23 protein-coding genes are annotated in these 21590 nt (G+C 67.8%); 14 read left to right on the top strand and 9 right to left on the bottom strand.

Going from position 1 to position 21590, the window contains the following annotated elements:
- Positions 1-27: 27 nt before the first annotated feature.
- On the bottom strand, positions 28-1320 hold the full coding sequence (locus tag A5764_RS17665; RefSeq protein ID WP_082951764.1) for a sodium:proton exchanger: 1293 nt from the start codon (positions 1318-1320) through the stop codon (positions 28-30).
- A gap of 303 nt (positions 1321-1623) precedes the next feature.
- On the opposite strand from A5764_RS17665, the gene A5764_RS17660 reads away from it, so the two are divergent.
- Positions 1624-2226 carry a bifunctional 2-polyprenyl-6-hydroxyphenol methylase/3-demethylubiquinol 3-O-methyltransferase UbiG gene (locus A5764_RS17660; protein ID WP_067114834.1) on the top strand — a complete coding sequence of 201 codons (603 nt, stop codon included), beginning with the start codon at positions 1624-1626 and terminating at the stop codon, positions 2224-2226.
- Here A5764_RS17660 and A5764_RS17655 read toward each other — a convergent pair.
- A complete protein-coding gene (locus A5764_RS17655) occupies positions 2223-3041 on the bottom strand; it encodes an SDR family NAD(P)-dependent oxidoreductase (protein WP_067114833.1) in 819 nt (272 codons plus the stop codon). The genes A5764_RS17660 and A5764_RS17655 overlap by 4 nt on opposite strands.
- Before the next feature lie 10 nt (positions 3042-3051).
- Positions 3052-3468, bottom strand: coding sequence for a nuclear transport factor 2 family protein (locus tag A5764_RS17650; RefSeq protein WP_067114832.1), 417 nt, complete (start codon positions 3466-3468; stop codon positions 3052-3054).
- 325 nt (positions 3469-3793) lie between these two features.
- Between A5764_RS17650 and A5764_RS17645 the strand changes: the two genes are divergently transcribed.
- The 5 genes from A5764_RS17645 (at position 3794) to A5764_RS28930 (ending at position 8332) form a co-directional block, all read left to right on the top strand.
- Positions 3794-4651 (top strand): helix-turn-helix domain-containing protein, encoded by an 858-nt coding sequence (locus A5764_RS17645; RefSeq protein WP_067114831.1) that lies wholly within the window; start codon positions 3794-3796, stop codon positions 4649-4651.
- A gap of 58 nt (positions 4652-4709) precedes the next feature.
- Positions 4710-5666, top strand: a complete 957-nt coding sequence (locus A5764_RS29860) for a LysR family transcriptional regulator (protein WP_067114830.1) — start codon at positions 4710-4712, stop codon at positions 5664-5666.
- A 91-nt stretch (positions 5667-5757) separates the two neighbouring features.
- Entirely contained in the window at positions 5758-7164 is a 1407-nt protein-coding gene (locus A5764_RS17635; protein ID WP_067114829.1) for an MmgE/PrpD family protein, read from the top strand.
- Between the two features lie 52 nt (positions 7165-7216).
- Entirely contained in the window at positions 7217-7981 is a 765-nt protein-coding gene (locus tag A5764_RS17630; RefSeq protein WP_067114828.1) for a DUF2127 domain-containing protein, read from the top strand.
- 183 nt (positions 7982-8164) lie between these two features.
- A complete protein-coding gene (locus A5764_RS28930) occupies positions 8165-8332 on the top strand; it encodes a hypothetical protein (RefSeq protein ID WP_197501588.1) in 168 nt (55 codons plus the stop codon).
- A 33-nt stretch (positions 8333-8365) separates the two neighbouring features.
- Here the strand turns inward: A5764_RS28930 and A5764_RS17625 are convergent, their stop codons facing one another.
- Positions 8366-8956 carry a CGNR zinc finger domain-containing protein gene (locus A5764_RS17625; RefSeq protein WP_231989741.1) on the bottom strand — a complete coding sequence of 197 codons (591 nt, stop codon included), beginning with the start codon at positions 8954-8956 and terminating at the stop codon, positions 8366-8368.
- An 84-nt stretch (positions 8957-9040) separates the two neighbouring features.
- Here A5764_RS17625 and A5764_RS17620 point away from each other — a divergent pair, with 84 nt between their 5' ends.
- The 3 genes from A5764_RS17620 (at position 9041) to A5764_RS17610 (ending at position 11279) form a co-directional block, all read left to right on the top strand.
- A complete protein-coding gene (locus A5764_RS17620) occupies positions 9041-9733 on the top strand; it encodes an SDR family oxidoreductase (protein ID WP_067114826.1) in 693 nt (230 codons plus the stop codon).
- Positions 9734-9997: 264 nt separating this feature from the next.
- Positions 9998-10471 (top strand): SRPBCC family protein, encoded by a 474-nt coding sequence (locus tag A5764_RS17615; RefSeq protein WP_067114824.1) that lies wholly within the window; start codon positions 9998-10000, stop codon positions 10469-10471.
- A gap of 1 nt (position 10472) precedes the next feature.
- Complete coding sequence (locus A5764_RS17610; RefSeq protein ID WP_067114823.1) at positions 10473-11279, top strand: SDR family oxidoreductase; 807 nt, start codon at positions 10473-10475, stop codon at positions 11277-11279.
- A gap of 2 nt (positions 11280-11281) precedes the next feature.
- Here the strand turns inward: A5764_RS17610 and A5764_RS17605 are convergent, their stop codons facing one another.
- The 3 genes from A5764_RS17605 to A5764_RS17595 all read right to left on the bottom strand — a co-directional run bounded on the left by A5764_RS17605 (position 11282) and on the right by A5764_RS17595 (position 14181).
- Entirely contained in the window at positions 11282-12028 is a 747-nt protein-coding gene (locus A5764_RS17605; RefSeq protein WP_067114881.1) for a class I SAM-dependent methyltransferase, read from the bottom strand.
- A gap of 138 nt (positions 12029-12166) precedes the next feature.
- Positions 12167-13552: an adenylate/guanylate cyclase domain-containing protein gene (locus tag A5764_RS17600; protein ID WP_067114820.1), complete on the bottom strand. Its 1386-nt coding sequence runs from the start codon at positions 13550-13552 to the stop codon at positions 12167-12169.
- Between the two features lie 41 nt (positions 13553-13593).
- Entirely contained in the window at positions 13594-14181 is a 588-nt protein-coding gene (locus A5764_RS17595; protein ID WP_067114818.1) for a TetR/AcrR family transcriptional regulator, read from the bottom strand.
- Positions 14182-14284: 103 nt separating this feature from the next.
- Here A5764_RS17595 and A5764_RS17590 point away from each other — a divergent pair, with 103 nt between their 5' ends.
- Positions 14285-15256: an oxygenase MpaB family protein gene (locus tag A5764_RS17590; protein ID WP_067114816.1), complete on the top strand. Its 972-nt coding sequence runs from the start codon at positions 14285-14287 to the stop codon at positions 15254-15256.
- Here the strand turns inward: A5764_RS17590 and A5764_RS29710 are convergent.
- Positions 15253-15384, bottom strand: coding sequence for a hypothetical protein (locus tag A5764_RS29710; protein WP_255361094.1), 132 nt, complete (start codon positions 15382-15384; stop codon positions 15253-15255). The genes A5764_RS17590 and A5764_RS29710 overlap by 4 nt on opposite strands.
- A 155-nt stretch (positions 15385-15539) precedes the next feature.
- Here A5764_RS29710 and A5764_RS17585 point away from each other — a divergent pair, with 155 nt between their 5' ends.
- Together A5764_RS17585 and A5764_RS17580 are read left to right on the top strand one after the other, a co-directional pair.
- The gene (locus A5764_RS17585; RefSeq protein WP_067114877.1) at positions 15540-16637 is read left to right on the top strand and encodes an AMP-binding protein; all 1098 of its coding nucleotides are present in this window, start codon (positions 15540-15542) and stop codon (positions 16635-16637) included.
- A 35-nt stretch (positions 16638-16672) separates the two neighbouring features.
- Positions 16673-18034: an aldehyde dehydrogenase family protein gene (locus tag A5764_RS17580; RefSeq protein WP_067114879.1), complete on the top strand. Its 1362-nt coding sequence runs from the start codon at positions 16673-16675 to the stop codon at positions 18032-18034.
- A 36-nt stretch (positions 18035-18070) separates the two neighbouring features.
- Here A5764_RS17580 and A5764_RS17575 read toward each other — a convergent pair whose 3' ends face one another.
- Positions 18071-18838, bottom strand: coding sequence for a cutinase family protein (locus A5764_RS17575; RefSeq protein WP_067114814.1), 768 nt, complete (start codon positions 18836-18838; stop codon positions 18071-18073).
- Between the two features lie 256 nt (positions 18839-19094).
- Between A5764_RS17575 and A5764_RS17570 the strand changes: the two genes are divergently transcribed.
- Both A5764_RS17570 and A5764_RS17565 read left to right on the top strand, forming a co-directional pair.
- Positions 19095-20000, top strand: a complete 906-nt coding sequence (locus A5764_RS17570) for an SDR family NAD(P)-dependent oxidoreductase (RefSeq protein ID WP_231989743.1) — start codon at positions 19095-19097, stop codon at positions 19998-20000.
- A complete protein-coding gene (locus A5764_RS17565) occupies positions 19997-21580 on the top strand; it encodes an AMP-binding protein (protein WP_067114810.1) in 1584 nt (527 codons plus the stop codon). Before A5764_RS17570 ends, A5764_RS17565 begins: the two co-directional genes overlap by 4 nt.
- Positions 21581-21590: the final 10 nt, after the last annotated feature.

Below are 21590 nucleotides of genomic sequence, written 5' to 3'. Positions count from 1 at the left end.
TGCTATACAACCCGGCGCTGACGGGAGTCAGGGAGTGTCTGCGGCATGGTGCGGGTGACCGCTGTGGCGAATCGCCCTTCCGACAAACGGCGCCTGGACGGTGGCAAGCAGGTAACGGCGGTTGACGATCAACGCGGCGACGGCCACCGCGGTGTAAATCCCGCACAGGATCAGCCGCCCCTGTGTCGAGACGATCGGGAACTGCACGACGAACAACACCAGCAGCGCCCACGCCGCGCCGCGGGCGAAACGGAGCGCCAGGATCAACGCCACCCCCATCAGGGTCTGCGTGGCGGTGAGCAGCACTTCCTCGATCTGGCGGGAGTCGAGCGCCAGAGAGAATCCGCCCCCGCCGAGCACGTGAGCCACCGGCAGCGACCCGATCAGCAGTGTCCACTGGTTGACCTTGGAGGAGATCAGCGTGGCGATCGCCGCGGTGCCCTTGCCGCGGGTCGCGAAGATGACCGCGATGATGAATTCGGGCGCTTCCGAGGCCAGCGGCGCCAGCCACTGAACCAGCAGGAATCGGTCGATGCCCAGCTCGGTACCCGCGGCGACCAGATTGTCGGCGAACGGCTTGGCGCACAGCAGGATGACCGCGCCGGACACGACAAACAGTCCGACCACGGCGATGCGCCGGCCGCGATCGGGCAGCTCCCCGAGCGCGGCGGCGGTACCGATGAGGTCGGGCTCCTCCACGTCACCGTGGCCGATCTTGTAGAGGTAGAAGCCGAACCAGGCGAGCAGCGTCAACCCGAGCGCCAGGTGGATTTCGCCGGTCACCGGTATCACGAACGCGACCACCCCGGCGATCAGCAGAAACCCGAGCTCGACGCGGTTGGCGGGCTCCAAGGCGAGGCCGGTCGATTTGCGGTTACCCGCCTTGCGCGCCACCAGGGTGCTGACCAAGACCACGACGGGCCAGCCCAATCCCATCAACAGCCGGTTGGATCCCGTCATGTTCGCGGCGGCGTACTGGGTGTATTCGGCATTGTGACCGGAGACGTACGCGTAATAGAGGTCGACGGCGTATTCGGGCAGCACCGCGACCAGGGCGAGGACCGCGATCGCCAGTCCGCCCGAGACATCGATCTGCGCGGCTTCGGCGGCCCACGCCAGCAGGAAGCTGGCCGCCACCACCGCCCCGCCGAAGACCACCAGGGCGGCGACCGGATCGAGATGCAGGCCGACGACCCGGGTGACCACCGCGGGTGCGATGAAGATCCCGGTGATCAGGGCCGAGCGGGTCAGTGTGAGCCGCCGCGCGCGTGAGGCCGTCGATACCGCGGCAGCGGGCCTGTCTGCGGCCAGCATCGTCATCCTTCATTCATCGAGGGGTGCCGGTCATTGGTGACTGGTTCGGCTCGCTTGCCGTCGCGAACTGCCTTTCAACGTTACCGGCGAAACAACCACCCAGCAACGTTGCGGGCGCGCAAAGCGATGGCGCGCCGCGCCCCATCTTTGCTGGCTACACAAGTCGATGCCGAAAGTTCGGACAGGCTGATCTAAAACTTTGGCAAACCTTCCGCGGCAGGGTGGCGGCGTTTCCGGCATGGCCAGCGCCGCAGCGGACGGATCGGGCGCGGCTTCGGCGGCGGGGCTCGTTGCCGATACGTTCGGGGTATGTCCTCCGCCAACCGGCCGTGGAACATCAACATCCACTACGACGCACTGCTGCAGTCCATGGTTCCGTCCGGCGCCGGGCGGGCCCTCGACGTCGGATGCGGCGACGGGTTTCTGGCCGCCCGCCTCACGCAGCGAGTTCCCGATGTCACCGCGCTGGATCTCGACGCCTCAGTCCTGCAACGCGCGCAGGAGCGGTTCGACACGGCGCCCGTCCGGTGGGTGCACGGCGATGTCATGACGGCCGACCTGCCCCGGGCAAGTTTCGACGCGGTGCTCTCCAATGCCACGCTGCATCACATCGACAACACGGGCGCAGCGCTGGAACGATTGGCGGATCTGGTAAGGGCCGCCGGGACGTTGGGCGTGGTCGCCTTCGTCAAGCCTTCGCTCCGAAATGCCCTGTGGCACTCGGCAAGTTGGACGGCGTGTGGCGTCGTCAACCGCGTCAAAGGCAAGTGGGAGCACACGGCGCCGATCAAGTGGCCGCCGTCGGACACACTGCAGGAGTTGCGCGCGCATGTCCGCGCCAAGCTGCCCGGCGCCCGCGTGCGCCGCCTGCTCTACGGGCGGGCACTGATCTCCTGGCGCGCACCGGGTTAGCCCGCGGGGCCCATCGCCGCGGCGCTGGCCTGCGTCATCAGTTCGACGATCTGATTGCGGGTCAGCGCGCCCATCGCCTGCACGGCGGCGCGCAGTTCTTCGCCGACAATCCAGGTGGGGCCGTTGGTGAGGTTGTCGAACGCCTCGGTGATGACATCGTCGACCGCCGCCGCGCCCGGTGGCATGTCGTCCGGGCTGCTGATCTGGCCGCGGCTGTATTCGAGTTGCCGCAACGCGGGCGTATTCGTCTTGCCCAGGATCAAGCCCAGGACGTCGACGCCCTTGTTGTGCAGTTCGGCCCACAGCGCTTCGGCGAAGACCATGTCGAAGGCTTTGGATGCGCCATAGGCCACCATGTTGGGTCCGCCGGCCAATCCGGCGCCGGACCCGAAGATCACGATCCCGCCGCTGCCTCGCTCGACCATTGCCGGGGCGAAGTGGTGGCATAGCTGCATCGGCACCATGCAGTTGCGTTGCACCAACGCCTCGGCTTCCTCGACCGGGTTGGCAAGGAACGGCTTGAAGTTCGGGTCGGCGCCGGCGCAGTAGACGAGGAACCCGATCTCGAGGTCGCTGGTGGCCTCGGCGATCGTGGACGCCGCACCCCGGTCCGCGAGATCGATTGCCAGGGTTCGCGTTTGGGCTGAGGTGCGGGCGGTGATCTGCGCTGCCACCTGATCCAGCACGGCCTGTCGGCGAGCCAGCAGCACCACGTTGACACCGCGCTGGGTGAGTTCCGCGGCGAACGCGGCGCCCAGGCCGTCGGAGGCCCCCGCGACCAGCGCCCACGGCCCGTACTTCGTTGCGAATGTCACGGGTGCACCCCTAACCGACGCTAGCTACTCGGACGATGGTGAACCGGCGGCGCGCGATGCGCCAACCGTCGGGCGTCCGGACCACCTCGTCATCGTAGAAACCGATGCCATTGACGCCGGCGCCGCCGGATTTGTTGTCACCAAACATGATCAGGGCATCAACGTAGGTGCGCGCCACGCCTTTGTCGCCATCGACCGTGATGGTTTGATTGGTTAGGCGGTGCAGCGTGTGCCCGGCCAGGGCGTGGGTTTTTTCCATGAAGTCCGTGACGGCGTCGACGCCTTTCCAGGCGCCGATCTCGCCGTAGTCGAGTTCGCAGTCGTCGGTGAACACGGTTCGGAACAGTGGCCAGTCTCGTCGGTCGATTCCGGTGGCATAACGCACAAGCAGATCCGAAATCTCTTGTCTGTCATCTGATTCGGTCATGGGATGGCTCCGTTCGGATGAACCACGATGCGCGGTGGCTCGTCGGATCGTCCACAGCCAGTTCCGGGTGTTCCATGAAGTCCACATCGGACGCGCAAATCGCTGTGCTCAGTGTCCGCAGCAGCGGCTCGCCCGGCCCGGGCGTGGGGTCCGGTGTATCGCGAACCTGTAGCTGGCCGTGCCTCAACACAACAGCGCAATGCGTCAGCCTCGTTTTGCTTCTCGAATAATCGATATAAAATCTCGAATGCTCGGTGTAACTGTATGAACCCCGCCGCGAAGGAGTCAACAAATCCGCGGATCGCCGTCTGCCCCGACCGCCCGGGTGCTCGACGTCGTCGAGCTCCTGGCCCGGTCCGGCAACGCGCAGCTGCGTTTCTCCGACATCGTGCGGGAGCTGGACCTCAACCAGGCGACCGCGCACGCGATCCTGAAGACGTTGTGCGACCGGGGTTGGGCCAGCCGCGATCCCGTCGCGAAGACGTTCAGTCTCGGCCCCGCGCTGGCGGTGGTGGCGGCGCGCACCGACACCGCCCGCCCGCTCGCGCAGGCGGCTCGTTCCGCGGTGCTCAAGTTGTCCCGCGAGGTCGGTTACGCCGGCTCCGTTGTCGAGCGATTCGGTGATTCGTTGGTGGTCACCGCATTCGAGGCCGACCCCGCCACCCAGCCGGCTGGAATACCGGGTGATCGCATCCCCTATGCCCCTCCGTTTGGCGTCGCACTTGCGGCCTGGGACACCGAGGAGGAACAACGGGCCTGGATTCGTCGCGGCGCGGGCGACAACACCGATCGCATCCAGCGTCTCGAGCGCGTCTTGGAGCACACGCGCGAGCGCGGATTCGACGTCGACTGGACGACGCCCGCGCTGGCGCAGGCCGTGCAGGTTGTCGCCACGCTGGATAGCAACGAGATGCCAATTCCGGTGCGGCACATCCTGGACCAGCTACTCGTCGAGTTCTCCACGATCGGCTTTCTCTCCGACGACAATCCGGGCCGCCGCAAACAGCCCGTCGTCACCATCGCCGCACCGGTATTCGACCACCGCCGGCGAGTCCCCCTGATGGTCGCCCTGCATCCGCTGTGCCCGTTGAGCGCGCGGCAGATCCGGGTCATCGGGAAAACGCTCACCGGCGAAACCGAGGCTATTTCCCAATCGCAGCCTGCGGCGGACCGGGCCGTCTAGCGCGTGCGCTGTTGAACGGCGCTTCCTGCCCGGGCTCGGGCGCACTTAAGCTCGGTAGATGGAACTGCGGCAGCTGCGCTACTTCGTGGCCGTCGCAGAGGAGCTGCATTTCGGTCGGGCGGCGAGGCGAGTCCGCATCTCCGGGCCCGCATTGTCGCAGCAAATCATCGCGCTGGAGCGCGAACTGGGCGCCGACCTGTTCGTGCGGGACCGGCGCAGCGTTCGGCTCACTCAAGCCGGACAGTCGTTGCTCGCCGACGCCCGGCGGATCCTGTCCCTGGCCGACGATGCCAAGCACCGGCTGCGACGGGCGGCCGCGCAAAGCGCTCCGGTGCGGTTGGGCTACGTCAGCTGGTTACCCGATGACATCCACGGCTTGGCTGGGACCTCGGTGGCGCTGCGGATCGACGAGTGGGTGCTGCCGTCGCACGCCCAAGCCGACCGCGTCGCCGAGGGCACCCTGGACATCGCGCTGGCCTGGGTCACCGCCGAGCAGGTCAAGCAGCGCGGGCTGACGGCCCACCTGCTGCGCGCCGAGCCCCTACACGCTGTCGCTCCCGGTACCTGCTCGCCGGAACCCGTTGCGGCACAAGAAGTCCACGTGCTCGTTGACGCCGACGAGTCGGTGTGGTCGTCGTGGAATCGGTTTGCCGAGGAGTTCGCCGCCGACACCGGCGCACGCGTCGTCAGGATCGACGACGGGGGCGTGACCGGGGACGCGTTTTATATGCACGTCCGCAAGATCGGCGCCGCCGTGCTCGCCTCGCCGAAACGCCATACCGCGGTGATCCCACCCAGCCTGGGTCAGCGTCCCGTCGCCGAGCCGATTCCCTTGTGGACTTGGTCGTTGGTGCACCGCCAAGACGACGACCGGGCCGGCGTCGCCCGCGTGGTCGACTCCCTGTTGACGATCGCGTGCGGCCGCGGATGGCTCGCGCCTCCCGCGGGCCGCTGGTGGATCCCGGGTGACGACCCCCACCGCGGCGCCCTCGAATCGGCCGCCGACCTGCGGTAGTAAGCCGAGTCGAGCACTGGTAGGGGCTCGATCCTGGACAGCGGGTCGCCGCGGCGCTTCAGTGGGGGTATCGACGAAAGGACGAAAACCCATGGCGCAGAGCTACGTTGTCGACGACCTCGCCGGCTTCGTCGTCGGCGCCCAGCAGCGGGACCTGAGCGATCGGCACCGGGCCTTGTTGAAGCGCAACGTGCTGGACAGCGTCGCCTGCGCCGTAGGGTCGTTGGACGGGGAGCTCATCGCAACGATCCGCGAGCACACCGGGCAATTCAGCGGCGTCCCCACTGCCACCCTGGTCGGCGGCGGGCGGGCATCGGTCGACCAGGCGGCGTTCTTCAACACGGTGCTGGTGCGCTACCCCGACCTGCTCGACACGTATCTCACGGTCGGAGGACTGTGCCACCCCGCCGACAACTTCGGCGCGGTGCTGGCCGTCGCCGAGCACGTCGACGCCAGCGGTGCGGATTTTCTGCTGGCCCTGGCGGTCGCCTACGAGGTCCAATGCCGGTTCAGCGCTCAGGTTCCGGTGATGGCGCGCGGGATCAATCACGCCCTGCAACTGGCGATGTCGGTCGCGGCGGGCTCGGCGAAGGTGCTCGGGCTGGACGCCGAGGCCACCGCCAACGCCATCGCGGCCGCCGCGGCCGACAACGTGTCGCTGGCAACCGTACACGCCGAACCGGTTTCGAACTGGAAGGGCATTTCGCCGGCCAGCACCGGCATGCGCGCGGTGTACACCACGATGTTGGCCGGCCGCGGCATCACCGGCCCGAAGTCGCTATTCGAAGGCCCACACGGCCTGGCGCAGCTCTTCGATCAGCCGATCGACTTTCACACCGACGACAGGGAACTCAGCTGCGTCGAGCAGACGTACCTGAAGCAGTACTGCTCACTTATCCACGGCCAGGCCATCATTGACGCGGTCTTGGCGATCCGCGGTGACCGCGGACTGCGCGGCGATGACGTCGCGCAGGTGCAGCTCGAAGTCTTTCAGGGCGCCTATGACTTCGCCGGCGGCGGCGCGTACGGCGACAAGGAGCATCCGCTGACCAAGGAACAGGCCGACTACAACCTCAAATATCTGAGCGCGGTGGCGCTGCTCGACGGCGGGGTCGGTCCCGAACAACTTGAGGCCGAACGGGTTCTGCGCGTCGACGTCCAGGACCTGCTGGCACGGGTGGACGTCAAGGCGGCGCCCGACCTCACCGCGGACTACCCCCAGCGCACCGCGGCGCGGGTGCACGTGGTGACGCGCGACGGGCGGAACTTCAGCCGCGAGCAGGCCGATTACGAGGGCTCGCCCACCCGTCCCATGTCCTGGGAACGCGTCATCGACAAGTTCGACTGGCTCGCCGAACCCTTCTGCGACGACGCCCTGCGCGCCGACCTCGTCGCCGCGGTCGATCACCTGGACGAGATTCCGGCCGCCGAGTTCGCCGGCCTGCTGGGGGCGGTGAGCCCCACCGCCGCGCGCCCGCGCAGCAGGGTGCGATTCTGATCGCTCTGCGCGCCCCCTTGCGTCGTTAGCTACCGGCATCCGATGATCGGCCATGCGCAAAGAACGCGGCATCAACCGGTGGGAATTGGTCACCTGCGCGCTGGCGGGGCATGTCACCTACGCGCCGGACGACGAGGCACTCGCCGCCCGGCTCAGCGGCACCACCGGGCTGGGCGAAGTGTGGCGCTGCCTGCGCTGCGGCGAATACACCGTAGGCGAGCCGCATGGACGCGGCCGCGCCGAGGACGCACCGATGATCATGCGTGGCAAGGCGTTACGCCAGGCCATCATCATTCGTACGCTGGCCGTCGAACGGCTGTTTCGAGCGGTGGTGATCGCGCTTGCGGCGTATGCCGTGTGGAAATTCCGCGGTGCGAGGGGGGCGATCCAGGCCACTCTGGACCGCGACCTGCCGATCTTTCGCGCCGCCGGTTTCAAGGTCGACCAGATGACGATCGTCCACGAGCTGGAAAAGGCGCTGGCCACCAAGCCATCCACGTTGGCGCTGCTGACGTTGATGTTGGCCGGCTACGCGCTGATCGAGGTCATAGAGGGTGTCGGCCTGTGGTTGCTGAAGCGCTGGGGCGAGTACTTCGCGGTGGTGGCCACCTCGGTGTTTCTGCCGCTGGAGGTCCATGACCTGCTCAAGGGCATCACGATGACCCGCCTGGTCACCTTTACGATCAATGTGGCCGCCGTGGTCTACCTGCTGGTCTCGAAACGGCTGTTCGGCCTGCGGGGCGGCCGGAAGGCCTACGACGAGGAGCGCCGCGGTGAGCAGCTTCTCGACGTCGAGCGAGCCGCTACGATGACATGAACGACGACAGATTTGTGACGAGTCGGTCATGGCCGCGGCGAATGTGCCTGACGACACAGACCGCTTTTCGTGACGTTTACCGCGGCGCGGCAACACCGTAAGGCGACCGCGGTGCAATTCGGTGTAATCCGGTGCAATTCAAAGAGCCGCTTACCGGCCGAACGGACAAGGGATTGGAAGACTGTGGCAACACTGCCGGCCTGGATCAACCAGAATCCAGCCAATTTTGACGTCGTCACCCCGATCAAGGCGCGCGCCTGCAACGCGCTCTACGCCGTCCTGAGGAGCGGCAAGCCGCGCCACGGGGCCCGCCGACCCCGGATCATGCGCAGGGGCGCCGAGCGCTGCTGATGGCGATGACCAAACGCGCCAAATGACAACGAGTTAGCGGCCCTGCGCCGCGCGTTCGCGCCGGCGCGCCCGCGAAGCCCGCAAATTGGCGGCGTTGCCGCACGTCTTCACGTCGTGCCACACCCCGCTGTTGTTTTTCGAGCGGTCGTAGAACGTCGCCTCGCAAGCATCGTTGCGGCATCGTTTGATCCGCTGCCAGGTGCCGTCCTGCTGGCTCAGCAAGATTTCCGCCCACAGCGCCGAGGCGAGCCAGCGCCAGCCGTTGCCGGTGGGTTCCAGCCGCACCGCCCCCGTCTGCGACACCGCGAGACACGCCGAAACAGGACCCGCGGCCTGCTCGCCCGGCGGTTGTCCGGTGACCAGCCCCGTGATCGTGCCCCGCAAACTGCGCAGCCTCGATACATCGGTGTCGGTGAGGGCCGGCGGTCGCACGTCGAAGCCACGCAAGGCCGACCACGTCCGCACCGCGCCGGCCGCCCAGTCCGCGGCGGGCGCGGCGTCGCCCAGCAGGTCGGGGCCGTATCCGCCGATGCCCATGGTGTTGAGGAAGTCCTGAACCAGCCCCAGGCCGCCGGGTGCCGGAACTAGCCCGTACCGCTGTGACGCAGCCCATGTCGAAGACATAGTCTAAATTTACTTGCCTATGTCATCACGGTCAACTACGGTGACAGATTCAAAGCGGGTTCACTTACGTCAGGGAGTTGTGTCATGGTCAACATCAAGGGGTCGACGGTCGTGGTTACCGGCGGTCAGCGCGGGCTCGGCAAGACCATCGTGGAGGAGTTGTTGCAGCGGGGCGCGGCCAAGGTGTACGCCACGGCACGCGCACCCAAGCCGAGCGACGACCCGCGCGTGGTGAGTGTCGAGCTCGACGTCACCAAACCGAATTCCGTTGCCGCACTCGCCGTTACGGCCCCGGATGCCAATATCGTCATCAACAATGCCGGCATCATCGGTGCGTCGAATCTGCTCAGCTCCGACATCGAGGAAGCGCGGGCCGTCTTCGAGACGAACTACTTCGGTGCGCTGCGGGTCGCCAAGGCTTTTGCACCGATCCTGGCCGACAACGGCGGCGGGGCGCTGGTCGACATCCATTCCATCTTGTCCTGGGTGGCCGGCTTCGGCGGCTACGGTGCCTCCAAGGCGGCCTTGTGGTCGGCGACGAACTCGCTGCGGCTCGAGCTGGAGAAGCAGGGCACCTTGGTGACCGGAGTCCACCTGAGCTTCACCGAGACGGACATGACGTCGGGCTTCGACGTGCCCAAGAACGACCCGCGCCAGGTGGCAAGGCAGATCGTCGACGGCATCGAGCGGGGCGACGCCGAGGTGCTGGCCGACGATGACACCCGCTACATCAAGTCGAGCCTGTCCGGCCCCGTCGAGGCCCTGCGAGCGGGGTAGGCCGGACTCGTCGGTGGTTCCGGGTGGTCTCGTAAATGGTCCGTCCGAAGCCAGATCCCCTTCTGTGAGGTGGGCGAGAGGGCTTGTGGGGGCCCTCCGCCGAAGGGGCTTACTGACTTCGGACGGACCACCGGTAGTTCCGGCAAGACCACAATCGCAGCCGGCGGCCAACGCTTTCCATGGCCGAAAGTCCCCGACGCGTCGGCCCAAAGTCACAGCTGCGCGAGGAACCGCACCGGCTGGCCGACGTGTTTGGATAGCGGCATGGAACCCGAACCCCCGGAACGCGTCGTCAGCGCCGCCCGCGTCGTCTCAGCCAGCGCCGAGCGCATTTTCGAACTGATCGCCGACCCCGCCCTCCAACCCAGCTGGGACGGCAACAACAACCTCGCCTCCTCCGCTCCAGGCCAGCGCGTTCGCCGGGTCGGTGACATCTTCAAAACGACGCTGACCAATGGTGCCGTGCGGGAGAACCACGTCGTCGAATTCATCGAAGGCAGCAAGATCGCCTGGTGCCCGGCGGAACCGAAAAAGCAGCCGCCCGGCCATCTGTGGCGCTGGGAACTCCACCCCATCAACGAAACGCTCACCAGCGTGACCCACACCTACGACTGGACGGGCCTGACTGACAGCACCCGAATGGAGAGGGCCCGTTCGACGACGGCCGACATGCTGCGCGAGTCCATCGACCGGCTCGCCTCGCTGGCACAGACGTCCGACGGGGGAAGCGGAGGCTGAGATGGCCCTTCCACCGCCGGGCGAGGATCGCGCCGCCATCGTCACCGGAGCTTCGTCGGGCATCGGCGAACAGTTCGCCGAAATACTTTCCCGGCGCGGCTACCAGGTTGTGCTGGTGGCGCGCAGCGCCGACCGGCTCGAAGAACTCGCCGGCGGGCTGGGACCGCAGGCGCACCCGCTACCGGCCGACCTGTCCGATCGCGCGGCGCGGGCCGCTCTGCCCGACCGAGTGGCGGCGCTGGGCCTGATCCCTGACATCCTGGTCAACAACGCCGGCTTGTCGACGCTCGGTCTCGTCGCGAAATCGGTTCCTGAGCAAGAAGTCAACCTGGTCGAGGTCGACGTGGCCGCCGTGGTGGACCTGTGCAGCCGGTTCCTGCCGGCGATGGTGGACCGCCGTCGAGGCGCCGTGCTGAACGTCGCCTCGGTGGCCGGGTTCGGGCCGCTGCCGGGCCAGGCCGCGTACGGCGCGGCGAAGGCGTTCGTGTTGTCCTACACCCATAGCCTGCGCGGCGAATTGCGCGGCACCGGGGTCAGCGCGACCGCGCTGTGTCCCGGCCCGGTCGATACCGGGTTCGGCGAGGCGGCCGGCTTCTCCAAGGAGGAAGCCGAATCGGCCCTGCCAAGGGTGATGTGGGTTCCCGCCGAAAAGGTGGCGCAGGCCGGGATCGACGGCCTCGCGGCGGGCAAGGCCGTGGTGGTCCCGGGCCGCGCCAACCGCGCGGCGGCGGCCCTCTTCCGGGTCGCGCCGCCCGAACTGCTGCTCGGGGTGCTGGCGCGCAACCACCCGGCTTTCAAACGGGACTGAGACTAGCCCTTCCGGGCGCGCACCCACTGAAACGTGCCGTAGTTCTTGGTCCGCACGCTGACGAATCCGTTGTCTTCGAGGATGTCGCCGATTTCGTCGTCGCCAAACACATGTGCCCCGACGTTCGGCAGCTTCTGCCAAAACCGGGCGGCCCACCCGACGGTGGGCACCATGATCGCCAGCCTGCCGCCCGCCCGCAGCACCCGCGCCATCTCGGCCAGGGCCGCCGTCGGATCCGGCACCAGCTGCAGCACGGCGGTGGAGACCACCGCATCGACTGTGTTGTCGCGCAATGGGAGTCGTTGGGCGTCGGCCTTGATGAAGCCGACCTGCGGCCCGGCCTCATTGCGGACGGCGCGCGCCAGCATGGGCTCGGAGATGTCGACGCCCAGTGCCAGTCCATCGGGGCCGGCCGCGCGCGCCAGCGACGCGGTGACGTTACCCGGACCCGAGCCGACGTCCAGCGCGACGCCGCCGGCCGGGATGTTCAGCCACTCGATGGGCAGCTGCCATGCGCTGATCAGCCTGCGCGAAAGGGCCTGGGCGTTGTCGTAGAGCATCGACCCGATCGGCGATGCCCACGCCGCCTGGATCGGGCCGGTGTTCTTCGGGACGGCCTCGCCCGCGTCGGATCCATTGCCGAGCAGGTTCAGGTAGCCCTTGCTCATATCTGGATCGGCCGGCGGATCCGCGAGCAGGTCCAGCGCTCGGCGCAACGCGGGCGGCAGCGAAACGTGTACGTCGGTCACACGCACTCCTTCGATCAAAAACCAAGTGTTACATGGGAAATCGAAGTGGGGCCGCACCGCCCCTGGCTCCGACACACGCCTGTTGGCAGCCTACGCCGAGGCGCCGGGTACCTCGACCGGCGGTGGATGTGGGATGCGTTACCGCCGCACCGCGGCGCGCTCGCGGACCAGGGCGTACAGCCGCCACTCACCGGGCACGCCTTTGAGCGCGCTCGCGCCTCGATCGGAGAACCGGTGCCGCGAGCCGGTGACGATGTCACGCACCGTGGAGGACACCAGAACCTCGCTGGGTCCGGCCAGCGCGCCAACCCGCGCGCCGATGTGCACGGCCATGCCGGCGACGTCGTTTTTCGCCACGCCGCGCACCTCGACCTCGCCGGCGTGGATGCCCACCCGCACCTCGATGCCCAGCACCCGTACCGCGTCGACGATGTCGTCGGCGCAGGCGAGCGCGGCGCTCGGGCTGGAGAAGGTGGCGACGAATCCGTCGCCCGCGGTGTTGACTTCACGCCCGCCGAAGCGCTGCAGTTCGTGGCGAATGATGGTGTCGTGGTTGTCCAACAGGTCGCGCCACCGGCCGTCGCCGAGCAGGGCGGCCCGCTCGGTGGAGCCGACGATGTCGGTGAACACGATCGTGGTGAGTAGCCGCTCGGCGTCCGAACCGCCCCGCATGCCGGTGATGAACTCCTCGATCTCGTCGAGCATCGGCCCCGTGTTGCCGACCCAGTACAGGGTGTCGTCGCCCGGCAGCTCGACGATGTGCGACCCGGCGATGTGCTCGGCGAGGTAATGGCCGTGCGCGACCGGGGTGAATTGCGAGTCGGCGCGGTGCAGGATGAGCGTCGGCGCGGTGATGCGCGGCAGCGTGTCGCGGACGTCGGCCTCCCGGATGGCCTTGATCATCGCGCGGGCCATGCTGGGTGAGGCGGCACGGTTGCCGGCCGCGTCCCACCAGCCGCGGAACGCGTCGTCGCGGGCGACGCTGGGGGCGATGATGCCGAGCATGTCGAAGCCCTGATCGACCGCGTCCGGATCGATTCCGACGGTCGTGTACAGATCGATGGTGTCGATTTGGCTGCCCATCGGGTAGTCGGGCGCGTACAACGTGCGGGCCGCGCCGTTGATGATCACCAGGCTGTGCACCCGGTCGGGGTGCTCGGCGGCCAGCACGAGTCCGGTCATCGAGGTGAAGCCGGGCGCAACCACCGTCGCCCGCTCGCATCCCACCGCGTTCATGACGGCGATTACGTCCTTGGCCCAGAATTTCGGGCCGATCACGTCCGCCGAGGGGACGCGCGACGACAGCCCGATCCCGCGTTGGTCGAGCCGGATCACCCTGGCGAACGAGGCCAGCCGCCGATGAAAGCGGTACATCGACGGCTCGGCGTCGACCGAGTCGATCGGGATGGACGGGCCGGGAAGCAGCAGCAGGTCGATCGGTCCATCGCCGAAAATCTGGTAGGCGATGTCCGTGTCGCCGCAACTGGCGTACCGGGTGCGCGGTGCCCCAGAAAAGCCAGACACGGCTATCAGGCTAATTCAGGGCCCCGACAAGTCGAACCCCGCTAGCGACCGATGATCGGAACCAGGTAGCGGGCGGCGTAGTCGCGGACGGCCGCCTGGTCCGCTGTGTCGAGCCGGTCGGTGGGAAAGACGATGATGCCCAGGGCGACCCTGAGCAGGACGTCGGAGATGTTGGCCAGGTCGGGGTCGGGGATGTCGGCCCCGCAACGCCGCAGCGTATGGGCGATGCCGTCGGCGAACTGGCGAATCGGGAAGGCGTCGGATCGGGAAAACAGGCCGAAAAGCTCTGGCTCGCTCTCGACGATCCGGGAGTACAGCCGCGAGTCCTGGATCAGGCGCACCCCGAGGGCGAAAGCCTCGATCACGGCCTCCTGCGGGTTGCATCCCGCGGTGGCCTGGTCCAACGTGCTGAAGAAGTGCTCGGCCTCGCGCCGCACCACCTGCTCGAACAGGTCGTCCTTGGTCGGAAAACGCCGGTAGATGGTGCTCCGGCTGACGCCGGCGCGGGCGGCTACGTCTTCGATGTTGGCGCGGCGCACGCCGTAGGTCTCGAAGACGGCTCGCGCGGTGTCCAGGATGGCGCGGTCGAGGTCGGTCTTGTCGCCCAGGACAAGGCTGTGCTTTTGCATTGGTCACGACCCTCACGGCAACGTCGGCGAAGACGATGTTATCGTGACACAAAGATACCTATTTGTTTCTCTGACTCACTACTGAGCACCCGAGGGGATAGGGATGACGGCGCAATGGGCTGAGCGGGATTTCGACGCTGGTGTGCGCGAGGCGGTGCCTGTCCTGGTTGAGCGGCCGGTTGACGACGCAATCGCCGACGCGTCGCCGCGCCTGGGGCCCGAGTCGTTGATCTGGAAGTTCTACGGAGATCACCGCACCCAGTTCTTCGGCTTCCAGCGCACGGCGGGCGTCGAGAACTGCATCGAGCAGCTCGCCCAGGGCGTGCTCGATCACTCGGTGATTTTCAGCGATATGTTGGGCCGCGCCAAGCGGACCGCACCGCCGCTGATGAAAACCGTCTACTCCGACGATCCGCACGGGTGGGGCCGCAAGGTGCGCGATTTCCACAAACCGATCAAGGGCACCATCAGCGACGGCTCGAGGTATCACGCGCTGAACCCCGAGCTGTTCTACTGGGCGCACGCCACGTTCGTCGACCAGGTCATCTACACCACCGACACGTTCATCCGCCGGTTGTCCCGCGCCGAAAAGGAGCAGATCTTCAACGAGGGCAAGGTCTGGTACGGCCTCTACGGGGTCAGCGATCGCGGCCAGCCGCAGACCTATGACGAGTTCCTCGCCTACTGGGACGAGATGCTCGACCGGTTCGTCCCGCACAAGACGGTGCTGTACGGCACCGGCTACATCCGGAAGGGGATTCCGGGCCCGCGGTGGATTCCCGGGCCGGTCTGGAAAACCTTGTCCGCGCCGCTCAATGCCTACACCCGGCTGGTGCTGGTGGGCACCCTGCCGCCGCGGATGCGCGAGGTGTGCGGGCTGGAGTGGGATGCCAAGAAGGAGAGGCGTTTTCAGCGGTTCGCCGCCGCGATGCGTGCGCTGAACCCGCTGATCAACCGGCTGCCCCTGCCGTTCATCTACCTGCCGTGGGCGGCCCAGGCATGGCGGCGCGCGGGCGTCGACCCGCGTAGGCTGCACAATTCTCGTCGGGAGGCTCTTCGGGATGCCGCGGCCTAATCGCGCAGCAGCCGTTCGGCGTTGCCGTGCGCGATCTTCTCCCGGACGGCGGACAGCGTCGTTCGCTCGAATCCCTTGACGGCCTCCTCGTTCTGGCGGCTTGCGGTCGGCGGGCGCCCGGCGCGCACGCCTACGACTCTGCGCCAGGCTCGCATATTTGGGAAATGAAGCGTCGCCGAAGCCTGCTGGCAAGAAAGAATTTGCCCGGGCATGGGGCAACGTTCAAGGCGCGTCTGCCCGCGGACAGCTCGCGCGGTTGTCGGCCCTTCGGGGATGCGACAGGATCGACGGCGTGGGCGATTTTTCGCTGTTGGACCTCCCCAGTTCGGCACCGGTCGAAGATCCCGAGGCGTACCTGCGCGCGGCGATCGCTTGGCACTTCGGCGAGGACACCGGCTCGCCGTTCTGGTTGCGGACCGCCCGGACGCTGGATTTCGACCCGTTGACCGACGTCAAAACCTTTGCGGATCTGCGCCTGTTTCCCAACCTCGTCAACGAACTGCGCGGTGTGGCGGTCGAGGATCTCATCCCGCGTGGCTACGGATCGGCCCCGCCGGTGCCCCAGATATTCGAATCCGGCGGCACCACCGGGGCTCCGAAACGGACTGTGCAGATGCCGGATTGGATCGCCCAGGTCGTCCAGTGGCAGACGGAGGACTTCACCACGGGCGGCTTCGTCCCCGGCCGGGGCTTCCTGTGCCTGATGCCGAGCGGCCCGCACGGCGTCGGCTACTTCTCCCGTTTGGTTGCCGAGCGGCTGGGCGCGATCTTCCACGCGATCGACATCGACCCGCGCTGGGTGAAAAAGGTCGCGGCGCGCAATGCGGCCCACGAGGTGGCCGCCTACGTCGATCACCTTGTCGAGCAGGCCGTGTTCGTTCTGCAGACGCAGGACATCGCCAACCTGCACACGACTCCGCCGCTGCTCGAGGCGATCGCCCGCGACGACCGCGTGGTGGACCTGGTGAACGAGAAGATCCGCTACCTGTTGCTCAGCGGTGCACATGTGGATGCCGACACCCTTGACCTGCTGCGCGAGATTTTTCCGGACACGACGATCACCATGGCCTTCGGCAGCACCATGGTGCTTTCTCAAGCGATCACCCGAATCACCGACGGCGACTCGTTCGTCTTCGACCCGCGGACACCCTACGTGGTGTTCTGGGTGGTCGATCCCGAGACGGGAGAACGAGTGTCATACGGGCAGCCGGGCCAGGTGGTGATGAACCACATCAGCAAGGGAATGTTCATACCGAACAACCTGGAGCGCGACCTGGCGATCAGGATGCCCGGGCCGGCGGGGCAGCTCAGCGACTCCCTCAGCGAGGTGCGGCCCGTGACCACCTTCGAGGGCGAGGCCGTCATCGAAGGTGTGTATTGAGCATGGGGCGCGAAGCCTCGGGTGCCACAACCGATTTGGTGTGCCTGGACGCTCTCGGTACGCGCGGTGAGTACCGGACCCGCAACCGCGAGGTCATCAGGAGCACCGCGGGGGTTGCGGTTGCCGAGCTGAGCATCGTTCCACCGCTGTATGTTTCGCGAACCATCGGCGCGCAGCGCAGGGCCCGGCCGCTGCCGGTCGCGCAGCGCGAGGCGGCGCTGGCCGATGCCGCCGCGGTCTTCTCGACCGCCGTGATCGGCGGGCTGGACTTTGAGAGCTATGTCCGCCTGGCCAGCCGGATTTCGGGCCTTCCGATCGCGGTGACCCGCGCCGGGGCACGCAGCGTGGCCGACGCCGTCGCCGCCGCGTTCGATGCGGTGCGGCCGGCCCGCCCCGCCGGGGCCGTCTTCGACTGGCGCGAGCAGCACACCCGCACCGGCGGCGCGGTGTGGGCGCGGCGCGGCGAGGTGTTCGCCGTGCACGCGGCCGGGAACGGCCCCGGCGTGCACGGCCTGTGGCCGCAGGCGCTCGCGCTGGGCTACCGGGTGGCGGTGCGCCCGTCGCGCCGGGAGCCGCTGACCGGTCACCGGCTGGTTAATGCATTGCGCCAGTCGGGGTTTCGCCCCGAAGACGCGGTCTATCTGCCCACCGACCACGGCGGCGCCGACGACATCATCCGGTCGGCCGACCTTGCCATGGTGTATGGCGGCCAGGACGTCGTGGACAAGTACATCGATGATCCCGCCGTGATGGTCAACGGGCCCGGCCGAGCCAAGATCCTGATCACGGCCGACCGCGATTGGCGCGACTACCTCGACCTCATCGTCGACTCGATCGCCAACCTGGGCGGAATGGCGTGCGTCAACACCACCGCGGTGCTCTACGAGGGCGACCCAGCCCCGCTGGCCGCGGCGCTCGCCGACCGATTGGCGACGATCGAGGCGCTCCCCGCCGAGGACGAGCGAGCGATCCTGCCCACCCAGCCCATCGAGAAGGCGCGGGCGCTGGCCGACTATCTGGCGGTCAAGGCGGCGGGCACGATGCCGTTGCTGGGCGCCGATCGGGTGGTCGCCGCGTTAGGGGACGGCCACGCCGCGCTGCGCCCAGCCGTGCACCTGATGGCCGAACCCGATGTCGGCAAGCTCAACATCGAGTTGCCGTTTCCGTGCGTGTGGGTTTCGTCGTGGCCGCGCGGCGCCGGGGTGGAGCCACTGCGGCATTCGCTGGTCGTCACCGCGATGACCGGTGACGAGAACCTGATCGACGAGCTGCTAGCCGAACCGACGGTCGCCAACGTTTACCGCGGCCACCCGACTTTCTATGCGGCGCCGCAGATCCCGCACGACGGATTCCTGGCGGATGCCCTGATGCGCAACAAGGGGTTCGTCAGGGACTAGCCCGCCCTGGCGCTAGTCCCTGACGAACAAATCAGGTCAGCTGCCGAAGCCCCCGCTTGGAGACGCGACGACGGTGGTCGGCGCGGCCGGACCGACGCCGGCCGGCGCGGTGGGGCCGTCGCCGATACGGCTGGCCGCGAAGGCCGCGCCCTTCTCGATTATTGCCCCGTCGGATGCGTAGGTGTCGTGCGCGGCGAAATTCATCCCGTCAGAGCAGACCGGGTCCTCGGGAGCGCACACCTTGATGGTCTTCGGCTGATACAGCGGGCCGATCGCAACCGGGGGCTGGTTGAGGAAGTTCATCGCGCGGACGTTGGGCATGCCGAACAGCACCACCGACGACACGTGGTTGGCCACCTCGGGGTCCATCGGTTTCGGCACGGTCGCGGGATCGACCCCGTCCGGTACGGCGGCCGAGGTGACGAATCCCATCACGGCCGCCCCTTGCGAGTAGCCGCTCAGCACCATCTTGGTGTTGGGGCAGTCGTGCGCCATGGAAACGACGTGAGCGCCGGCGTCTCGAATGCCGTCGAGGCCGGTCTCCCACTCGTTGCTAGCGGGATAGTTCACCGGATACACATCGACCGACTTCCCGCCCACGCGCGAGCGCAGGGAGTCGACGAATGCCTGCCCAGTGGGGCCGACGCCAGGAGGCTCCCCGGTACCCCGGGCGAACACCACCTGCACGTCTGGACACGGCTGTGCGGAGGCGGAGGGGAGGGCAGCCGCGAACACCGAGGCGCTGATGCCCGATGCCGCAACTACCGCGGAACCAAGATAACGAGGGATGTGACGTGCAATCATGCCGCAAAAGTGCCCATCTGTACGAGTGCCTAAACAGTGAGTTCCCTGGCAATTATTGCAGGTGTGTAAAGACCACGCGCGCTGGGAGAATCGGTGCGTCTGCTTGCCGCCGGACACGGCCCTATGACGGGGCGAAGCGCGGGACCGGACGCCGGTGTGGTCTGCTAGCTGGAGCCCGAGTCGAGGATTACGGTCAAGCCAGAGCGGCACCCTCGGCGCGCAGTTCGGAGTGAACGCGGCAGTGAACGTGAACGTGATAGCGCGGCCCTTCAAGCAGGCCGTACCGAAGGCCATCGCGGGGGCCACCGACCGGTTGGCTAATCCGGCGCGGGTCTCGGATCCCGACAAGCTGCGCCGCGCCGTATCCGGCAAGACGGTGCTGGTGACGGGCGCGTCCTATGGCATCGGCGAAGCGACCGCCCGCAAAATGGCCGCCGCGGGAGCGACGGTGCTGATCGTGGCCCGGTCGGCGGAGAGGCTCGACGACGTCGCGGCGGCGATCAACGCCGGCGGGGGCCGGGCCGTCGCCTACCCGACCGATCTCACCGACGAGGCCGCCGTCGCGGGACTGACGAAGCGGATCACCGCAAACCACGGCGCGCTGGACATTGTGGTGAGTAACGCCGGCAAGTCCCTGCGCCGCTCGTTGCATGACCAGTATGACCGCCCGCATGACTTTCACCGCACCATCGCCATCAACTACTTGGGGCCGATCTGGTTGCTGCTCGGCCTTTTACCGGCGATGCGCGAGCGCGGCGGCGGGCACATCGTGAACGTTTCGAGCGTCGGCGTGCGTGTCGCACCAGGCCCGCAATGGGGCGCGTACCAAGCGTCCAAGGGAGCGTTCGATCGCTGGCTGCGCAGCGTGGCACCGGAACTGCACGTCGACGGCGTGGACGTCACGTCGGTCTACTTCGCACTGGTTCGCACCCGGATGATCGCGCCAACGCCGATCCTGGGCCGGTTGCCCGGCCTGTCCCCGGACGAAGCCGCCGACGCGATCGCCAAAGCGGTCATCGCGCGGCCCCGCACCAACGAACCGCCCTGGGTGTGGCCGGCCGAGCTAGCCTCGGTGCTGCTGGCCGGCCCCGCCGAGCGCGCGGCCCGGCTGTGGCACCGCCGCTTCTTCGCCAATCCGGGTGCCCCCGAGGCGCAACGATGACCGACGGCGTAATTGCCACCGCGGCCCGGGCGCTGCTGCGTTCCGGCTTGCTGAGCCCGCCCTCTCCCGTCGCGGGGTTCCGGCTGCTGCGCGAGGCCCGCCGGGGCGGCACCAATCCCTACACGCTGCTGGCGGTCACGGCGGCTCGGTGGCCGAACAGGGGCGCGATCGTCGATGACGACGGCGCCCTGAACTACGGCGAACTCCGGCACGAGACCGAATCCCTTGCCCGCGAGTTGTCCGACGCTGGAATCGGACCCGGCCAAGCTGTGGGGGTCATGTGCCGCAACGGACGCGGCTTCGTCAAGGCGTTCTTCGCCGTGGCGTTGGTGGGCGCCGACGTGGTGCTCGTCAACACCGATTTCCGCGTCGATGCGCTGGCCGCCGCCGTCAGCGCACACCGGATCACGACGATCGTCGCCGACGAGGAATTCGCCGAACGGGCGCGCGCCGCCTCTGAAGCCGGCGCATCGGTCACGGTCGTCGACCCGCAGACCGTCGATGCACGCGACGGGGACCCGCGGCCCGGCGTCTCGGCGCCCGGCCGGATCATCTTGCTCACGTCGGGCACCACCGGAAAGCCCAAAGGGGTGCCGCGCGCCCCGCAGCTGCGGTCGGCGGTGGGCGTGTGGGTGACGATCCTCGATCGCACCGGGTTGCACACCGGGTCGCGGACCTCGGTGGCAATGCCGATGTTTCACGGGCTGGGGCTCGGGATGCTGATGCTGACGGTGGCCCTCGGCGGCACCGTACTGACCCATCGCCACTTCGACGCCGAAGCCGCGCTCGCCCAGGCGTCGCTGCATCGCGCCGACGCGTTCACGGCGGTCCCGGTGGTGCTCGCGCGCATCCTCGAACTGCCCCACCGGGTGCGGGCGCGAAACCCGTTGCCCTACCTGCGCGTGGTGCTGTCGAGCGGCGACCGGCTCGACCCCACCCTCGGGCAGCGGTTCATGGACGCCTACGGCGACATCCTCTACAACGGTTACGGCTCCACCGAGGTCGGCATCGGCGCCCTCGCCACGCCGGCCGACCTGCGGGACGCCCCCGAGACCGTCGGGAAGCCGGTTGCGGGTTGCCCCGTGCGCATCTTCGACAAGAACGACAGGCCCGTCGGTCCGCGCGTGACCGGGCGCATCTTCGTAGGCGGCGAGCTGGCCAGCGAGGGCTACACCGGCGGCTCGGATGCTGATGAAGCCAAGGCCGTCGTCGAGAACATGACCAGCACCGGGGACATGGGCTATCTCGACAACGCGGGCCGGCTGTTCATCGTCGGTCGCGAAGACGACATGATCATCTCCGGCGGGGAGAACGTGTATCCGCGCGCGGTCGAAAACGCGCTCGCCGAACACCCCGATGTCGCCGACAACGCGGTGATCGGCGTGCCCGACGAGCAGTTCGGTCAGCGACTGGCCGCCTTCGTCGTGGCGAAGCCGGAAGGCGCCATCGACCCGACGGTATTGCGGGAGTACTTGCAGGGCAGGGTCTCTCGCTTCGAACAGCCCAGGGACATCCACATCGTCGACAGCATCCCGCGCAATCCGGCCGGCAAGGTCGTGCGCAAGGAGCTGTCGGGCTGACGCGAAAGCC

The sequence above is a fragment of the Mycobacterium sp. 852002-51057_SCH5723018 genome, from assembly GCF_001667035.1.
GTDB lineage: Bacteria > Actinomycetota > Actinomycetes > Mycobacteriales > Mycobacteriaceae > Mycobacterium.
The sequence above is the reverse complement of the archived record's forward strand: the minus strand, read 5'-3'. Positions and strand labels throughout refer to the sequence as shown.